This window comes from Sphingobacterium sp. UBA1498, from assembly GCF_002325125.1.
In the GTDB taxonomy this organism is placed as follows: domain Bacteria; phylum Bacteroidota; class Bacteroidia; order Sphingobacteriales; family Sphingobacteriaceae; genus Sphingobacterium.
On record NZ_DCRG01000005.1, the window covers coordinates 484,565 to 502,934 of the forward strand.

Sequence of the window (18,370 nt, forward strand, 5' to 3'; positions counted from 1 at the left end):
CAATAAAAACCTTCCCTATATTTTCATCCCTTGTGGCTTGAATATAAATAAGAAGGTTCTTTCCGCCTATTATTAACAGACCCTAAAAAGGAAATTTTCTGAACCTTCTTTCAGAAAGTTCAGAAACGTCCCTATAGTTGTGGTCTGGTTGCTATTGAATCTGCAATAATTTTTTTCACCCGTTGTTCTTCCTCACCAATCAATGGTAATCGAGGGGCGCGTGTATAGGGTGTTGAAATTCCTTCGGCTGTTGCAGCTAATTTAATATATTGGACCAATTTAGGGTGAATATCCAATTCTAATAAAGGCATAAACCAACGGTATATTTCTACGGCTTTGTTGTACTCACCCGCCTTCACTAAATCGTACATAGCAACCGTTTCTTTAGGAAACGCGTCTACCAATCCAGCCACTAAGCCATCAGCTCCCAACATCAAAGACTCAAGTCCCAACGTATCAACGCCAGCCATAATCTTCAAGCGATCACCGAAACGATTTTTTAAACGCGTAATATTGGTTAAATCGCGTGTCGATTCCTTCACTGCCTGAATATTTGGTTCTAATAATAGTTCCTCAAACATGTCGAGAGATACGTAGGTACTATAGTCAACGGGATTATTATAGATTAAGATTGGCAGTTTGGTACTTTGTGCTACAGTACGAAAATATGTCACAGCTTCTCGGTCATCAGCTCTATAGCGCATCGGTGGCAATAACATCAAACCATCTGCCCCCAATTCTTCACTGGTCTGAGCAACTTTAATTGCAGCAGCCGTCGTATTTTCTGCAATATTAAGCAACACCGGGACGCGCCCATCGACAAGTTTCAACGCATATGTCAATAAATCATATTTTTCTTCCGTACTTAAAACACTTGCCTCTCCCAACGATCCAGCGATAATTAGACCGTGAACACCTCCATCCAATTGTGCTTCAATGTTTTTACCAAACATATCAAAATCCAAATTTCCATTTTCATCAAATGGAGATAACATTGCAGGGTAAATTCCTTCCCATTTAAATTGTGCCATAGCGTATATTTTATTATTTCTTTATCACAAATCTATCTGAAATAAGATACACAGTCTTCTTATGAATTAATCAACACTGACCTAATATTGACCTTTTCCAGCAAAATCATTCATGACAAACCTGAAGAATGGCTTTTTAACTTTAAATGCAGACTTGGAACTTTTTTCAGTACGCGATGTATTATTTATTTTTTAAGATGAAGTTCGGTTTTAACAACGTAAATGTAAGTTCAACATTTATAATAATATTTACAAAAAATGGGCTATAAAAAAATACGTTCCAATACATAGGGGGCGCGTCGGCTTTTAAAATGTCATTATCTGACGTTTTGAGTATTCCTTAAATAGAAATTACACCGATAGGGACTACAACCAACAAAGGCTGCACTGTCAAACAGGCAACCTTTGCATCGTATTATAAATACTTAAAAATGGTTAACTAAATGTTGCTTTCCTTTCTATATGCATAATAAAAAACTATGGGTAATATTGAAAAGGACAGTATCATACACATAATCAATCCACCCACAATCATGATAGCTAGCGGCTTTTGAATTTCGGATCCCATTCCATTGGAAAGCGCGGCTGGTAATAATCCCATTGCACCCATTAAAGCGATCATTAAAATGGGCCTTATGCGGCTCTTTACAGCTTCATAGATAGCAGGTTTCAAACTCATCTTATGTACCAGATTTTCTTTCATAACCCCAATTAAAACAATACCGTCAATCGTGGCTACACCAAAAAGAATAATAAATCCAATACCTGCCGAAATTCCAAAAGTTGTTCCGGTGACCCACAAGGAGATAAATCCGCCAATAAATGCAAAGGCGAGGGTCAGCGAAGAAATCAGTGTATCTTTTACATTGCCGAAATTGGCATAAAGTAGTAATAATATTAAAATCAAAGAAATAGGAACGACGTTCATCAACTGTTTGGTTGCCCGTTCTTTGCTTTCAAATTCGCCAGCCCATACCACTTTATAGGATTTAGGCAACTGAATATCCTGATCTATCTGTTTTTTTGCGTCGGCAATAGTGCTTCCCAAATCCCGTCCTTCAATGTTAAAACCAACGCCAATATAACGGGAATTACCTTCTCTATAAATAAAAGCCGGACCGGTATGATAATCTATTGTTGCGATCTCGCGTAGTGGCACTTTCTGATCATTCATCGTCGGTATGATGATATTTCCGATCTTTTCTGGATTATCACGATATGATTTTTGGAAGCGCAGGCGAACATCAAAAATCCGCTCATTTTCGTAGAAATGCGTAACAGATTGCCCACCAATAGTCATTTCGATAACGGACTGTACATCTTTGGTTGAAACACCATATTTAGCCATCTTTGAATCATGCAATTGGATACGCAATTCAGGAAGGCCTATATTTTTAAAAACATTGACATCTGTGATGCCATCCACCTTTTTAAGTGACTCTGCAAATCTATTAGCTTTATTTTCTAAATCTTGTAAGTTTTCACCAAAAATTTTGATCACTAGTGGACTTTTTACTCCTGCTACATACTCCTCTACATTATCTTGGATGGGCTGGCTAAAACCAAAGTTGATTCCAGGAAATGTCTGTAGGCTGTCCCGCATCTGACCGATCAATTTCTCTTTTGACAGTTTACGTTTCCATTCACCCTGAGGTTTCAATTCAATATTGAATTCTATATTAAAAAAACCTGTTGGGTCTGTTCCATCATTGGGACGACCTGTCTGCGTCATAATAAAATCGATCTCATCAAACTGCTTCATCAATTTTGTCTTCATCGTTTTGGTCAACTTAACCGATTCTTCCAGATTGACACTGTTGGGTAGAGTTGCACGAACATAAATTGCCCCCTCATTCAGTTTAGGAAGAAACTCTGAACCATAGTGACTAAATCGAACAATACAAACTAACAACACACAGACAAAAATAGATAACGTCCATTTTGGATGATCAAAAGCCTTCTTAAAACCTTTAAAAATGGCATTCCGACTAACTTTAGTGATCTTATTTTCATCCTCTTTGATATTTTTTTTCAGCAAGTATTTACACATGGCGGGCACATACGTCAAACTCAGGATCAATGAACCCAGCAAAGCATAACCGAGTGTAAAAGCCAATGGTGAGAACATCTTTCCTTCCACCTTTTGAAAAGAGAAGATCGGAGTCAACGCGACGATTAAAATCAACAGGGCAAAAAAGATATATCCGGCTACTGAACCTGCACTTTTTTTGATAATTCCTAACTTGGATATCTTATTAAAACGGGCTGTCCCAAGCCGATGTGCCTCTTTTTCCAAAGAGACAAAAACAGTTTCTACAATGACCAGCGTACCTTCGAGTAACAGTCCAAAGTCTAGGGCTCCCATAGAGATCAAATTGGCCGGCAATCCTTGAATCTTCAATAAGATGATTGCGAATAGGAAAGCTAATGGAATAACAGATGCGACAATAAAGGTTGTCTTCCAGTTGTTTAAAAAGATAAAGACGATAATCGAAACGAGCAGAACTCCCTCTATCAGATTTTTAGAGACTGTATGCACTGTATTGTTCACCAATTTCGTACGATCTATGACGGGTTCAATCTTGACATTTTCGGGTAAAATACGTTCATTCAGTTCAGCTATTTTTTCTTTTAACTTTGTCACGACTGCAGATGGATTTTCTCCCCTAAGCATAATGACAATTCCCTGGACAAGATCATCTTCTTGATTGAGACCTACCTGCCCGAGCCGAGGCTTGGCCCCTAATTCTACTTCGGCGACATGCTTGACGAGTATCGGTGTATTGCCCACCACTTTGATCAATATATTGCCTATATCATCGATTTTATCCAACAACCCTACACCTCGTACCACATAGGCCTGATTACCCTTTTGGATAACATCTCCGCCCACGTTGATATTCGACCGCGAAACGGCCTCATATACATCCAACGGCGAAAGGTTATAATTGGCCAATTCTGTTGGATTGATTTTTATTTCGTAAATCTTTTCCTCGCCCCCAAAACTAACGACGTCTGCCACCCCAGGCACACCAACGAGTTCCCGTTCAATCACCCAATCCTGAATGGCAGAAACCTCTTTAATCGGAAGATTACTCTTCACCACATAGCGAAAAATTTCTCCTGTTGCGCCAGAGGGTGGTTCAATGGAACTTTCAGCACCTTCTGGTAATTCAATAGAGCGCATTTTATTACCTGCATATTGCTGTGCGTAAAAGTCTGCTACACCATCTTCAAATTGAATCGTTACAACAGATAAACCAAATAATGATATCGAGCGAACATCCGTTTTCTTTGGAATCGTATTCATTTCTTTGGTGACTGGCAGTGTGACGAACTTTTCTATTTCCTCAGCACTGCGTCCCGGCCATTGCGTGATAATCCTAACCCTTGTATTGGTAACATCGGGAAAGGCTTCAATCGGTGTATGCAAATAGGCATATATACCGCCGAATAACAATGCCATCGTAAAAAAAAGGACGACCAAGGAGTGTTTCAATGAGAATGAAACAATATTTTGTACAACTTTCTTCATCCTATTTATTTATCAATTCATCAAATACAATCAGCTCATTTTCAGTCATCACCTGATCCCCCTCAGCCATTCCTGTTTTGACGAAAGCATAGGTTTCATTCTCAGCAACAATGTCTACTGGCTTTACAGCTAAATCACAATCATTCTTATAGAGAACTACAAAATTCTGATTGTTGTGAAGAATAATTGCATCTTTGGGTATTGCCAACATGTGCTCTTCCTGTCCAGACACGGCTTTTTCTACCAACACATCTACACTCATGCCGGGCTTTAATCTCAAGTCTTTGTTTAACAATTTTATACGCGCTTTAACAACACGTTCATCGGGATCAAAAAAATTCGCTACTTGATCAATATAACCTTCAAAAGATTCTCCTTTATAAGCTAATGTTGTGATCTTGACGGGAGCACCATTTTTTACAAAAGGCAGGTTATTTGCATAAATATTGACCGAAACCCATACTTCATTCAGTTTACTAACCGACAGTAACTCCGTATCATCGCCAACTGTCATACCGGGGCTCACCTTTTTATCCACAATATAACCAGCTTTAGGTGCACGGATATAAAACATACCGTTTTCTAATGATCCATTGAGCAGATTCATATTGGCCTTTACATTGCGAATTCCGATCTGTATGGCTTTCAGTTCACTGTCCATCTCTTCCAGCTCGCGTTGAGAAGCCATACCATCTTTCAGCAAGCTGTGCAGACTTTCCAATTTACGCTCCGTCAAGCGCTTACTATTTTCGAGCTCACGTAGCTCCTTTCCCAAATCATTGACTGATGTGCCTTTAAGCGACACAAGAATCTGTCCTTTCTCCACGTAGTCACCCATTTTGAACGAGACAGACTGCACGATACCGGGTATCGGACTCTTCAGCGCTGCAAGTTCATCCTGATCATATTGGATCACACCATTCAAAGCAATCTGTTCAGATACCGCCCTCTTCTTTATAGCATCAATTTTGATTTGGTTTTTGAAATCAGCACTAAGGCAGAAACCTTTGGTTGACAGGTTAGCCTGCTCTTCGTTTTTCGTCGATTGACATCCCCAAATTACACAGATGGACATCAAGGTCAATAGCATTAATAAGTTTCTTTTCATTAGACAATATCCTTTCCGATTAAATACATCAATTCTTCTCTATACTGTAGGTATTTGACCCTACGTTCCAATATCGATTCCTTATTTTCCATATAATTATTGATAAAGTCTATAAATTCAACAATGGTCAATCTCCGCTCTTGAAAATTTCGGACATAGCGCTCCAGCGCTACATCAAGATTATGATCAAAGCCTGTATTCATCGTTTTCAAACTCACTTCGAGATTGGTCAAGCGCGCCGAAAGGAAATCAATTTCGCGTTCGATGTCGATACGAAATTGCTCGATCTCCACTTTATTTTTCTCAAGTTCCAGTTTAGCGATTTTGATATTGCCCTGATTTCGATTAAATAAAGGAAGATCCATGGTCACCCCCAGCCCTACGAAATCACGCATAATATTTCCACCGCGGTCATAATTGATTGATACCTTCAAGTCCGGTATACGTTCTGCCTTTTCTATTTTCAGCTGAGCATCACTTTTTTTCAATTCGTTTCGGACGATTTTATAGTCGCTGCGATTGTTGAGGGCCATCATTTTCCACTCCTGTTTTCTTCCCTGCAGGAAATGTGGCATGTCGATCGTATCTGATATCGTGAGTGCGGCTCCTTCGTTCCCGAGATAGCGCGCAACCGCATTCATTTTTTCAATTTTCTCCTGTTGGATTTCATTTAATTTGTTCCCAAACGCGATAGATTCGCTTTGAATCCTAAGGTAGTCCATCTCACTTACATTGCCTTCTCTCCATTGATTTTGATAGGATTGAGCCAATGTCTGAAAGATATTGACCTGATTACCGTATAACTTTTCTTTTTCCTGCAAGATCTGTAATTCGAGACACTGACTCCGAAGATCATATTTCAGGTTCCGCAGCAATTCTTGGAATTGAAGCTGCGCATTCTCTTTTTCCAGCAGTTGCAGATGAACCCTTTTCTTTCGTTTACCAGCCATTTCGATAGTCTGTTCCAATTCGACCGACACCTGCTGGTATTTACCGTAATTACCGATCAGCGCTGGAAGCGATTCGCTGGAGGAGTTTTTCCAAAGATTGACCTCAGAGATTGAGATCGTTGGATTGGGCCACAACTTTTGCTGAAGCACAGCTGCCTCGGCTTGTTGCATATGAAAACGTTGAGCCATTAAGTTCAGGTTATGGGCCAGGAAAATTTGTTCTATCTCTGATTTTTGTAAACGGTTTTCGCCGGCTTCCTGTGAAAATAGCTTACTATTCAGGCCAAGTAGTAGCAATAATGTAATCTGTAGTTTTCTCACCTAATTTTGAATTTCTACAAAACTAACTGGCGAGGATTACAGGTAACTTTAGGGTAAATTAAAGTTTGATTAGAAGAGATTAGAAAACGGTTAGAATTTAGGGAATAGTAGCGATACCGTTGTACCCAAATCGGTTGAATGGATTTCAAAGTCAACCCCTTGATCCTTAAATACAATTTGGGCAAAAGAAAGACCTATACCACTGCCCTTGACGTTGCCTACATTCGAGCCACGATAAAAAGTCTGCTTCACAGACTCCAGTTCGGCTGCTGGAATGCCAATGCCGTGGTCTATAATCTGCAAAGACAATCTACCATTTGAATTTGTCATTCGGACAAGTACTTCTTGCCTATTTGCATATTTAAGTGCATTTTCTATTAAATTAGAGATAGAAAGTGTGACAAGCATCTTATTTCCCCAAAAATTAAAATGTTGCGGTTCATCGACCTGTATATCAATCTTCAGAGGAGCAGTAAACGATCGCGAAAGCTTAGGTACAAGATCCCAAACCACCTCATCGATCCTAAAAAGTTCTTGGGAACGTTTCACGGCCTGATCATCTGTGAGTAAAAGAAAATTACCAATTAGCTGATTCAGAAATTTCACATGGTCGGTAATAGTTTCAGCTAATTCACGATATTCTTCTTCGCTTCTCACTTTTGTGCCGAAAACCTCCATTGACCCGAGTATACCTGCCAGAGGCGTTCGAAATTCGTGTGAAACATAACTAACAAAGTTCTTTCTAATAATCATGTTTTCGCTAATCCGCCGCAGGAGAGCATTATAACTTTGAATAAGATCTTGCAGTTCATCCTTGGTATTTATACTTGTCAAGGGCTCTTGGATGGTACTTAAATCCTTGTGCTGAATTTCCTGGATTACTTTACGAATGGGCAGATAGGCATACTTACTTAGCCAAACTGACAACAAGGCAATACTGATCAATGCTACAAGAAATACAAGGACAAGTGTCATGAGCAAACGATTCAATTGATGATCAAAGTCAGCACTTGATTCTTTTACAAACACAAAGAAATCGCCTTGATTATCGGGATAATACAAACCAAAATAAAAGCTATCTTCTGTTTTTAAATAGATTGTTTTGTCTGTTTTCAGCTGGCGTAATAAATCCTTATTAATTAGACTATCGAAACGCATACCGCCGTAACTTACTTTTCCTGCGGCATTGTAGACTGCTACCATAGCACGTTTGACCAAACTTTCATATTGATATTTAGATTCCAAATGCTTTAATGGACTCTGTTCATCCGCTTCAAGGTAATAAATACCGGCAATCTTTGCATTTTTTTCCAGCGAGCTTATTAGATGTCGTTCAGACGAATTGTAAAACATCCAGTAAATGACTACTGTTGCAAGTGCGAAAATAATGGTGAATACCAACGTTGAAAAGAGTGTAAGCCGAATCTTTAAATTCATAATCAGTCCGTTGTAAGCATGTACCCCACACCTTTCACTGTTTTGATAATGGAAGCCACATGACCAGTGTCGACCTTACCTCTTAGATAAGAAACATACACATCGACTACATTGGTATTATTATCAAAATCAATGCCCCAAACAGCTTGTAATATTGCTGTTCGCGAAAGAGTTTTATTGCGATTTTCGATCAGATACTTCAATAGCTTGAATTCTTTAGGAGATAGATCGACATTTTTACCATTCTTGAAGACTTCGTAGCGTTCAAGATCGACCTTTAAATCGCGAATCTCTATACTACTATCATTTTGTACATTTTTATAGTTGTCCCTGCGTACTAGCGCTTTAATACGGCTTACCAATTCCTTAAAAGAAAAGGGCTTGACAAGATAATCGTCAGCCCCACTTTCTAAGGCCTCGACTTTATCTTCAATCTCTCCTAAAGCACTTAAAATCAATATCGGAATATGATTTTTTCGATACCTGATTGTCTTTGTAAACTGTATGCCATCTATACCAGGCAACATAATATCAAGTACAATAATATCCAATGAATCTACATTGATCCATTCGCGTGCCGCTTCCGCAGATTCAACGAGGATCACCTGGTTTCCCATTTCTTCTAAGCCTTTAACGACGAAGCTGCTAATGCGGCGATCGTCTTCTACTAAAAGTATCTGCATAGTATACGCTGTTTATTTTTATGTGGGATTATAAAAATCATGAATTCCTCTTAGAATCTTACAAGTATACAAATTTACAATTTAATCGTCCGATAATCCATAGGCGCCCCCACTTCTTCAATCCTGTCCACTAAGTTTTAGGAGCATCCCCAATCAACATTAATCGATTCTGGCATAAAATACTTCGCATCACCTAAATTGATTATCCTTAACCAAATAATTAACGCCGCATCAATTGCCTAGCACAGAGCAGCATTGGGCGGACTACCGGATATAGAAAAGATTGCGCCTCAGGTTGAGTTTCTTGTCACCGATGGCTGTTGAATAGCCTGCCAGATTACTTATAAATTAATATTGCTCCCATACAGCAGTTTTAATAAACGACATGATTGTGATTTAAAAATAGCAACATAATTACTATTTTGGTTTATAGGCAACCCAATGTTAGGTACTATAAAAAATGTGCGTATGACTAGAATTAAAGCGTGTTCTACTAATTTTTCGAATAAAAAGAGACTTGAAAATGACTGTCCTGAAGTATTTGCGGCCAATGTGATTGGCGGTCAGTGGGCTTTAGCAATATGTTGCTATCTCATCAATGGAAGTTTGCGCTATACGGAAATCAGAAAATGTTTACCCAATATTACCGAACGCATGCTGACCCTACAGCTGCGGAAACTGGAAGAGCATAGAGTTGTAAAGCGTCACGTATATGCGGAGGTACCTGCACGCGTTATGTATGAACTGACCAAGCTTGGTTATCCGCTCAGACCGATCATCGAGGAACTGGGGAAATGGGGGGAAAAATTAAAACAAGCTCCAGAATTTAATAAATAAGCTTTATCTAACTTCACGTAGTTTCATTTTTATTGGAGGCAACGTGCCGTTACCAGCAATTGGCCCACGTGACGCTGAGCATGTTCTGCAGCATGAAACAACAGGCCAATCAATGTGGTGGGGATGCGTTTTCTTCCCAAAAAACGTTGCTCGGTCAATATATTCGGATCGATTAAAGCTAACTTTTGCAAAGATCTGTTGATCTGTTGATGTAAGTTTTCGATAAGAGATGCAAGACTTGCATCGACATCTTCTATACCTTCTCTGTGGAGATAATTCAATTGCTCATCCGAAAGGGGCTTGCTTTCAGCGTAAGTAAACATTCGGTCGATTACCCCACTGATATGCTGTAGGTGAAAACCTATGCTGGCATTCCCACAGGGCTTTGTCCAGAGCTGTTGTGCAGACAGCTGATCAGTATAGGTGGATACATCCTCTGCGACTTGCGAAAGTGTATGTGCAACAGGCTGCAGCAGATCGGGAATTCCAGCAATGGGTCCGCGCATCCACACTTCTAAATTTTCCATATAAATATCTAATATGTTATTTTCAACTATTAATGTACTGCCATGTCCACCTCGTGAAAATTTGTAAGTAAAAACAAGCTTTGATAACGTAAAAATAATGACTTCTTTTAATTTGTATAAAGAACATCAAATTATTTTAAAATAAATTTGCATAGTGTAGAAAATACACTTACATTTGTATCATCATAATTTAGGTTTATAATTGGTTATTTAAGGTTTTCATTCTCCCCGTTTGAAAACCTTTTTTTTTGGGCTGAAGTAAAGTATCGGTTCATCAAAATAGACCTAATTTTTCTCTCTACATCTAGATTTCGTATTTATTACTATCTTCCACTCATTAATATGTATTGATGGCAGGCGAATCATAAGGATAAGAACAGCGCTTTTATTAACGTAAAAGGGCAACGTTTTACATTGCCCTTCATTTCTATGTTTAGTCTTCGATTCTTTACATCTTATAATACTGTTCCCAGCCTCTAGCCGGTGGAGGTCCGGCTAGAAGTGCATTGGCAAATTTATCATTGACAATTTCTTTTGTCTGAGTATTCAGTACCAATTTACTGTTTAATCGCTGGGCAATGACACCTAAACAAAACACTTGGCTCAAAGGACCTGCAATTTCAAAAGCCGACCGCGTCTTCTCTTCACCTTTACACCCCTTTAAGAAATTAGCAAAGTGGTTGGATGGTGATATTGGCACTTCCGGTAAACGAGCCGCCATTTCTTTCCCCTTCGCTTCTGGAATAATCTGCAGCGTACTGGCGTGGGAGCCACCTTTAAATATCAAATCCTTGCTATAGATAATTTTTCCGGGATTTAATTTAGCGGGCTCTAATTTTCCTGTACTTGGTGGAGGAATATTAGGATCCAGTCCAGATACCCCATAGCCTTCGGGTATAGGTGGCAAATTATCCAAGCCGTCATACCAATTAATATCTACTGCAGGCATTTTTTTTCTTTTTGGAAAATGAAATTTTAAGGTGGAAGACATCGGAAAAAAATACGAATTATACCCCTCTAGCTTTACCGCTGAGACTTCGGTTGGGAGTCCCAAATCTAAAAATTCATGTGCTGTATCCAATATATGAGCCCCCCAATCGCCCAAAGCGCCCATTCCGAAATCGTACCAACAACGCCATTGTCCATTGACAAAATCTTTATTATAATTGTGACCAATAGTCTGCATCTGCCAAAGATCCCAGTCTAGCGTTTCGGGTATCATCTCCGCGGCAGGAAAGCCCTTCATATTCACGTCCCAGCCATGCCATCTGCGCGGCATATTCATGTGCGCATCTATGCGTGTAACATCTTTAATAATACCCGCATCTTTCCAAGCTTTAAACTGAAAATAATTTGCTTCAGAATGCCCTTGGTTTCCCATTTGGGTAGCAAGTTTCGGATTTTTCCGAGCTTTTTCTGTCATAAGTTCAACCTCAAGAAATGTTCTTGCCATTGGTTTTTCCACGTAAACATGTTTGCCCAAATCCAATGCAAGCATCGTTATTGCAAAATGAGAGAAATCAGGGGTTCCTATGCTCACAGCATCGATCTGATTTCCCATTTTGTCAAACATCACCCTAAAATCCTTAAATTGAGGTGCGTCGGGAAACATACCCAATATCTCCTGTGTATGTTTAGCGCCAAGATCCACATCACATAAGGCTACGATATTACAGAGTCCAGTCTTATAGAGTTCTTTAATGATTTCCGCTGCCCTATTGCCTAATCCTACGCAGGCTAGATTAACACGTTCATTGGGTTTGGCCAGATTGACCTTTCCTAAGACACTGTTGGACAACATAACAGCTCCTGCAGCAATAACGGACTGTTTAACAAAGCTTCTGCGCGATAAATAATGATTCATAAAGAGTAGTCTTAATTGGGTGTATTGATTTTTATACTGCGAAAGGAGACCCGATCACCATGGTCCTGCAAAAGAATAAAGCCTTCCTTAGCTTCGCCAAAGTTCTCCCAGTCTTTATACTTGCTGATTTGAACCAAATCTTTAAACGCTTTGGAGCCCCGTTCATAAGACAGCATTTTAATGCCATTCAAATAATGTTCAACTTTATTATCTGCTGTAACAACAACTCTACCCCTATTCCATTCACCGATCGGTCTGCGTGCACGCTCATCACGGTTGGATGTGATGAGGTCATATAGGGATGCCAACGTACGGTTTCCGTCCCTACCCAACTTTGCATCAGGGTGCAAAGCATCATCAAGCACTTGGTATTCTAAACCAATAGCCGATCCTTTTGATTTTTCTTTCAAGGTGACAAAATATTTAACACCACTATTTGCACCTGGACTAAGCTTAAATTCAAATGAAAGATCAAACACAGCATATTTATCTTTTGTGACAATATCTCCACCATTAGTTGATTCTCCGCCGTCAGATTTTAGTACAGTCATTTGTCCGTCCTTGACTTCCCACCCCCGTTCTGGAAATTTATCGCTATGTATGCTTCGCCAGCCTTTATTGGTTTTACCGTCAAATAAGAGTTTAACACCCTTTTTCTTTTCAGCATCGGCCACTTCATTGGGCTTGAGATTGACGATATATACATCTTTAGGAAAACCTTTCGGTTTAAGATCAGTTGTCTTTATTTTTACATTCTTAAAATAAACTTTCTTTCCATCCAATTGCGCCGGAATACTATGCACCTGTAGTCCGATAAACCCTATTCTATCAATAGTATCAACAACGTAAGACACTGGAATATCATTGACCCAAGTACGCAACTCATCGCCGATGGCCTCAATTCGGATATGATTAAATTCTTCTGCTTTATATGCTCTTTTGGCATTTTCATTTAAATCCAAAGGATAAATCCATCCACGACGTGCTTCATCATATATTCCACCCGTCCACGCGCGCTCGGATGGATCAATCTCTACTTGTCTTCCATATACACGCCCTCGTCCATCATTGGCTTTTGGATCGAGATGGCTCCTAGTTTGGATACCTGAATTAGTTTCATTTCCTTCGAGTTTAATATCCAGCTCCAATATGAAATCACCGTATTCCTTTTCAGTAATTAAAAAAGAATTGGGGGTGCCTTTTGTCATTCGGCCGACAATAGCATCTCCCTCAATAGAATAGGGGGCTTTTCCTCCAACAGTCTTCCATCCATTTAGCGTCTTTCCATCAAAAAGGTTTGTCCAACCTTTTTCATTACTCTTATCTGTCTGGGCATGGGTCAATACAACATTGCTGACCATAGCTGCCACTAAAACAGATTTAAATAGTGTATTTCTTCTCATTTTATAATTTAATCTAGAGTCTATAGACCCGGTTTATTTATTCATCATTGGTTTGTAAATCATAACAAGTTTAAGCCACATACATCCTAATTTAGGTATGGGCTATTCATTTCAATTGAATTGAATTGGCAAAACAATATATTAATTAATATAAGTGAAATGAATCAAATGGTATGATTTATTTACGAAAACGTTTGAATCTGCACCAAAGAAAGCATGTTCCATTCAAAAGTAAAATTGTTTAGGCTATATTTTTAGGTTAAAAGATCGAGTGTAAAAAAGCTTCTTAAATAGTGCTTTTAGACTGCCCTTTTGAAGAGCCGATGACAAGTCTACCTAAACATTGGCGTGTTCCTCTTGTGTCAACATGCAAAAGTGAAGCTAATCAGCAAGCTGCATCCGATATCGATTTCGTATGCTGAAAGGCGTATTTGGTGATATGATGATCTTTAAGATGTGTAAACGAAAACAATTGGCAAAATATTTGGATAATACGAAAATTATATACAACTTTAAAGCACAAGCACCTGATCTAAAACAGGCTACAAATTAGTAGAGGAAATTTTTTATTTTAAAACGATGATTTTATCTTATAATCGATCATGGATAAAATTCTAAATTAGTTTTTTTGCAGAAAAACTTACTTAATGTACAAAAAGTAGCATACGAAATATGACAACCAACCTCATTAAGGTATATACAGTAGTTTCAAAAGAAGTAAGGGAAGATCCAGATTTGTTCACCAATCTCGAAGGTGTCTTCTCAACATATGAAAAAGCGCAGGAATATATTGATCAGTTTTTTGGTAATGCTAAATATGGTTATCGATCTATTATTACGACATATTTAGATCCTTTTCAAGAAGAAATCCAAAATAAAAATTCGTATTATAGCATTTCATCTCAATTAGTAGCTTCGCAGCTAGAGGTAGAGATTTGCAAAACTTCTTTTGCGGTTGTTCTCTCTGAAGTTGAACAACTACGCATAGATCCAGCAACCTCAGAAAAACCGCTTGAACTAAACCTGCACTGTTTTGCTGCTTCGGAAGAAAGTGCTATGGAAAAATTCGAAAAATTAGTCTATGACTATGCAAAAGAGCACAACCTTCAATTTCGAATTAATCCCTTCCGTGTTGCTGATTCTGACCAATGTTACTAGTCTTTAGTTGTAGCTAATTTTAACGGCGCATTCAGCGGATTATTCTCTTTCGGATTTCACTTAAATATTCAGGCGTAAACCCAAGAAATGATGCAATCAGATATTGCGGAACACGTTGTACAAAATGAGGGTACTTTTGAAGCATATCCAAATAGAACTGCTCTTTGGATAAAGAGAATAGATATTTAATCCGCATCTGCGCCGCGGCATACGCCCTTTGGTAAACAAAGCGGAAATAACGCTCCATTGTAGGAAATGCCGCCACCAATTTTTCCTGATCTTCCTGGCTGATATATGCTAATTCTGATTTTTCTACTGCTTGAATGTAAAATGTAGTGACTACCCGCTGTTCAAAAGCCATATTGTCTGTGATCCACCAGTTTTCTATCGCAAATTCCGTCGTTTGTTCGACACCTTTTTCATTAACAAAGAATTTTCGAAGCATACCGCTCAATACAAAAAAATGATATTTACAAACCTGTCCCTTTTCCAGTATATTTTCTTTTCTTGCGACCGTTTTTGTTCTGAAATATCCCAGTATTTCCTCTAATTGGATCGGATCTACATCGATAAATTTCTTTAAATGTTCTTTGAGATTTTCTAACATTCTGTCAATTTATTGTACAAACAAAACTACTATTCATTTTACTAAAAAAAAATGTTCAAATCTATTTCAATAACATTCAATTTAAAAGGACTCACAAAATAAATTGATATATTACGGATAATCATTCAACAGCTGCGAATAATAAATGCGAATAGATTAGACCGTTTTTACTGCTTATCTTTATGAAAAGCAAGTCTAAAATGAGCAATAAACAGAAAGAGCCGTTTTGCAGCAGATAATCTTCGCCTATTTTTAACAGAGTTTATATGTTTATAAAAAGAAAAATTAATGATCAAAATTCATTTTAACAAAGGTAAAATTATCATAAGCATGGTGCTTTGTTTTTTCGCGACAGTCGTTGCGCTTTATGCTTGGTTACATAAAGATCTTATTGTAAAACTGGCGTCGACGGTGTGGGCGCTAGCAGCAGCAAGCGTATTTTACCTCAGAATACAGCAAATGAGTCGCTATCAAAAAGGGATAGCAGCACTCACGATAGATCAGGACATGCTCGTAAACAACAGCGCATTAAAGCCCCAGCCAATTCCGTGGACGGACATCGATTGCTTTGTTACCGGTTTATACCGAACGTCTTCTATATTTATAAAATTAAAAGACTCTTCATTGCTACGAAAACAAAAAACAAACCGTCTCATACATCTCTTAAGCTTTATCGACCGTAACCTTTCCACAAAGCCAGCTCGTCTATGGATCGACATGGATGTGATCAATATCAGGGAAGAGGAGCTTATTCCACTATTAAATCAAAAATTGACACAGTAAATAGGAATCGTTCATATCTTAACAAAGGATAATTTCAAAATACCCTTTGTTAAGATGCTATTTATGTTGTGATATACTGAACTTCATGAGCTTCTGTCAACTGAGGAACGTCCAAACTACGGAGCATTTTATCTAACACTGCGTCAGGTAATGGATATTCTCGATCTCTATTCTGTGTGCGCCATACCTTATAGGGCTTTTCGACATACAGTAATTTAACATAGGCTTGGTAGCCAACAAAAAGATCGATCAGCTGCTGACGCATCTGGGAAGTTATATTCGTGGCATTCCAGATAAAATCCTGTCCACAGCGCAAATATTTTTTTGCCTGTTCTTTCGCTTCTTGTATGACCCATCCATTTCTCCTTTTATCAGTGGGATCAATGCGATATTTGCGTCTGATATCATCCAGGCTAATAACGGGTATATCTGCATTCATTTTTTGAATATGATAATCTTTACCCATTCCGGGCAGCCCTGAAAGCACGATAACCGTAGATTTAAATGTATCGAAAGGAACATAATCGACGTAGCTGTCTTTTCCATTAAAATAGGTAAATCGAGCATTGTCTGTTAAAAAGGGACGAGCCTCATTCCAGCAGCCAATCTCCTTGCTATACAGTTCAAACATATCCAACGCATAGAGCAGTGCATCCAGATCGCGACAATATCTACCTTTGGCATCTGCTTCAGCCAACAGCTTGAGCTGACTCATATTTACAGTGAGCGAAGCCTCCAGGGCGCTCTTCAGGGGATCAGCTTTCTCCATAAGCCATAATGGCAAACCATGGTAGCGTACCAAGGACACAATTTGCTCCCTTATGGCGAAAGGAGTCTCCACATCACGAAACAAAATCTCGCGCGCGGTCTTCGCGCCTTTTTTAGCGTGATTTGGCGAACTGATACGTCCATCTGACCCGAGAATGGTGGTGGATCTTTTTTCGACATCATGCAACAAGGCAGAAGCCCAGATCAACTCCTGCTTTTGCCCGTCCAGCTTTTGGTATTCAGGGAGCTCTTCAAGCTGCTGAAGAACCATTTGTGTATGAATTGCTACATTTCCTTCTGCATGATGCCAAGGATCCTGCTGTACCTTTTCCATATCCATTACCCAAGAGAATTTATTCTCTAACGTCGCCCAGTCCTTATCTACTGCTATTTTCCATTCCATTAATAATCTCTCCTTTCCCAAATCATTTTTGTCCTACGCCATGACTTTGTCCAATGTTCATCAGTCTGCACATGTCCCTTTCTTACATATTTAAAAACGTTGTGCTGAAATTCGCCAACACTATATGCGTCGACATTCCTACACACCACCCCTTCCATCGTACATATATGTCCAGTTTTAGCATCAACAGATCCAAACACCGAGGGCTGTGTGGACAAGTTTTCGACTGAACGTTGAAGCTGCTGTTCTGTCATATCCTTTACATTTTCGAATTTTAAAACAGGTACCATGGGCAAATCAAATAAACTAGCGTAAAAAGTAACTTCTTCCCACGAAAGCCATTGATCTTTAATTCGAGCAGCGAAAACATAGTAATAGTGCTCTAGTTTCCGATATTCGATTGAATGTATAGCATAAAGATTTTCACCAAAAAATTCCAAATCATCCAGATCATTTTTTAATCTGGCCCAATGTTCCCTTAGCTGGGCCGTCCATGGCGAGGTAGTCGGGGCCGCATGAGACCGTGCAAATACCCCCCTTTGTGAAAGACAGTTGTTTTCACCATCTAACTTTTCTGTATATAACAGTTGATGGAAGGATTGTATATCCGTCCAATAATGCTGATTAAAACGATCGTCGCTGCTTGTCCCCGGAGAAAAAGGGAAATGGTAGGTACGACCATATTTTGTTGAATTCATTTTTAAAATTTAAGTCCATACTAAAAAATTGAAGACGTAGGAATAGGGTAATCAAATCAGATAAATCCGTTGATTACTTTTCCTCCTAAATATCGACAATGCATTACATGGCTTTACGTTTTAAAAATTGATAACATGAATGATCTACAGCTGCAAAATTATAAAATTTATTTTAAAAACATAATCAATGCTATCGATCCTAGAAAATGAAAGCGGATATGGACACCAAAGCGTAATGTTATTAGTTTGAAATTAAT

Annotated in this window: 15 protein-coding genes; 3 read left to right on the forward strand and 12 right to left on the reverse strand. The window is 38.8% G+C overall.

Translation table 11 applies throughout. The features are described 5' to 3' along the window. Nucleotides 1-131: 131 nt before the first annotated feature. From B3139_RS06890 to B3139_RS06915, 6 genes are all read right to left on the reverse strand, one after another. Nucleotides 132-1,031, reverse strand: coding sequence for a dihydrodipicolinate synthase family protein (locus tag B3139_RS06890; protein WP_293881132.1), 900 nt, complete (start codon nucleotides 1,029-1,031; stop codon nucleotides 132-134). Nucleotides 1,032-1,470: 439 nt separating this feature from the next. Continuing rightward, on the reverse strand, nucleotides 1,471-4,566 hold the full coding sequence (locus B3139_RS06895; protein ID WP_293881134.1) for an efflux RND transporter permease subunit: 3,096 nt from the start codon (nucleotides 4,564-4,566) through the stop codon (nucleotides 1,471-1,473). Nucleotide 4,567: 1 nt separating this feature from the next. Continuing rightward, complete coding sequence (locus B3139_RS06900; RefSeq protein WP_293881136.1) at nucleotides 4,568-5,674, reverse strand: efflux RND transporter periplasmic adaptor subunit; 1,107 nt, start codon at nucleotides 5,672-5,674, stop codon at nucleotides 4,568-4,570. Next, a complete protein-coding gene (locus B3139_RS06905; RefSeq protein WP_293881138.1) occupies nucleotides 5,674-6,945 on the reverse strand; it encodes a TolC family protein in 1,272 nt (423 codons plus the stop codon). Before B3139_RS06905 ends, B3139_RS06900 begins: the two co-directional genes overlap by 1 nt. Nucleotides 6,946-7,035: 90 nt before the next feature. Then, nucleotides 7,036-8,382 carry a sensor histidine kinase gene (locus B3139_RS06910; RefSeq protein WP_293881140.1) on the reverse strand — a complete coding sequence of 449 codons (1,347 nt, stop codon included), beginning with the start codon at nucleotides 8,380-8,382 and terminating at the stop codon, nucleotides 7,036-7,038. A gap of 2 nt (nucleotides 8,383-8,384) precedes the next feature. Next, the gene (locus B3139_RS06915; RefSeq protein ID WP_293881142.1) at nucleotides 8,385-9,065 is read right to left on the reverse strand and encodes a response regulator transcription factor; all 681 of its coding nucleotides are present in this window, start codon (nucleotides 9,063-9,065) and stop codon (nucleotides 8,385-8,387) included. A gap of 468 nt (nucleotides 9,066-9,533) precedes the next feature. On the opposite strand from B3139_RS06915, the gene B3139_RS06920 reads away from it, so the two are divergent. Then, complete coding sequence (locus B3139_RS06920; protein WP_293881144.1) at nucleotides 9,534-9,902, forward strand: winged helix-turn-helix transcriptional regulator; 369 nt, start codon at nucleotides 9,534-9,536, stop codon at nucleotides 9,900-9,902. 29 nt (nucleotides 9,903-9,931) lie between these two features. Here the strand turns inward: B3139_RS06920 and B3139_RS06925 are convergent, their stop codons facing one another. The 3 genes from B3139_RS06925 to B3139_RS06935 all read right to left on the reverse strand — a co-directional run bounded on the left by B3139_RS06925 (nucleotide 9,932) and on the right by B3139_RS06935 (nucleotide 13,696). Then, entirely contained in the window at nucleotides 9,932-10,429 is a 498-nt protein-coding gene (locus tag B3139_RS06925) for a DinB family protein (protein ID WP_293881146.1), read from the reverse strand. A 448-nt stretch (nucleotides 10,430-10,877) separates the two neighbouring features. Beyond that, nucleotides 10,878-12,293, reverse strand: coding sequence for a Gfo/Idh/MocA family protein (locus tag B3139_RS06930; protein WP_293881148.1), 1,416 nt, complete (start codon nucleotides 12,291-12,293; stop codon nucleotides 10,878-10,880). An 11-nt stretch (nucleotides 12,294-12,304) separates the two neighbouring features. Continuing rightward, nucleotides 12,305-13,696, reverse strand: coding sequence for a 3-keto-disaccharide hydrolase (locus B3139_RS06935; protein WP_293881150.1), 1,392 nt, complete (start codon nucleotides 13,694-13,696; stop codon nucleotides 12,305-12,307). Nucleotides 13,697-14,368: 672 nt separating this feature from the next. Here B3139_RS06935 and B3139_RS06940 point away from each other — a divergent pair. Further along, nucleotides 14,369-14,854 (forward strand): hypothetical protein, encoded by a 486-nt coding sequence (locus tag B3139_RS06940; RefSeq protein WP_293881152.1) that lies wholly within the window; start codon nucleotides 14,369-14,371, stop codon nucleotides 14,852-14,854. 31 nt (nucleotides 14,855-14,885) lie between these two features. Here the strand turns inward: B3139_RS06940 and B3139_RS06945 are convergent, their stop codons facing one another. Continuing rightward, nucleotides 14,886-15,461 carry a Crp/Fnr family transcriptional regulator gene (locus tag B3139_RS06945; RefSeq protein WP_293881154.1) on the reverse strand — a complete coding sequence of 192 codons (576 nt, stop codon included), beginning with the start codon at nucleotides 15,459-15,461 and terminating at the stop codon, nucleotides 14,886-14,888. Nucleotides 15,462-15,749: 288 nt separating this feature from the next. On the opposite strand from B3139_RS06945, the gene B3139_RS06950 reads away from it, so the two are divergent. Beyond that, nucleotides 15,750-16,244 (forward strand): hypothetical protein, encoded by a 495-nt coding sequence (locus B3139_RS06950; protein ID WP_293881156.1) that lies wholly within the window; start codon nucleotides 15,750-15,752, stop codon nucleotides 16,242-16,244. A 61-nt stretch (nucleotides 16,245-16,305) separates the two neighbouring features. Here the strand turns inward: B3139_RS06950 and B3139_RS06955 are convergent, their stop codons facing one another. Then, a complete protein-coding gene (locus B3139_RS06955) occupies nucleotides 16,306-17,415 on the reverse strand; it encodes an AAA family ATPase (protein WP_293881158.1) in 1,110 nt (369 codons plus the stop codon). Continuing rightward, complete coding sequence (locus B3139_RS06960; RefSeq protein ID WP_293881160.1) at nucleotides 17,415-18,113, reverse strand: RNA ligase family protein; 699 nt, start codon at nucleotides 18,111-18,113, stop codon at nucleotides 17,415-17,417. The genes B3139_RS06955 and B3139_RS06960 overlap by 1 nt, the downstream gene beginning before the upstream one ends. Nucleotides 18,114-18,370 lie beyond the last annotated feature (257 nt).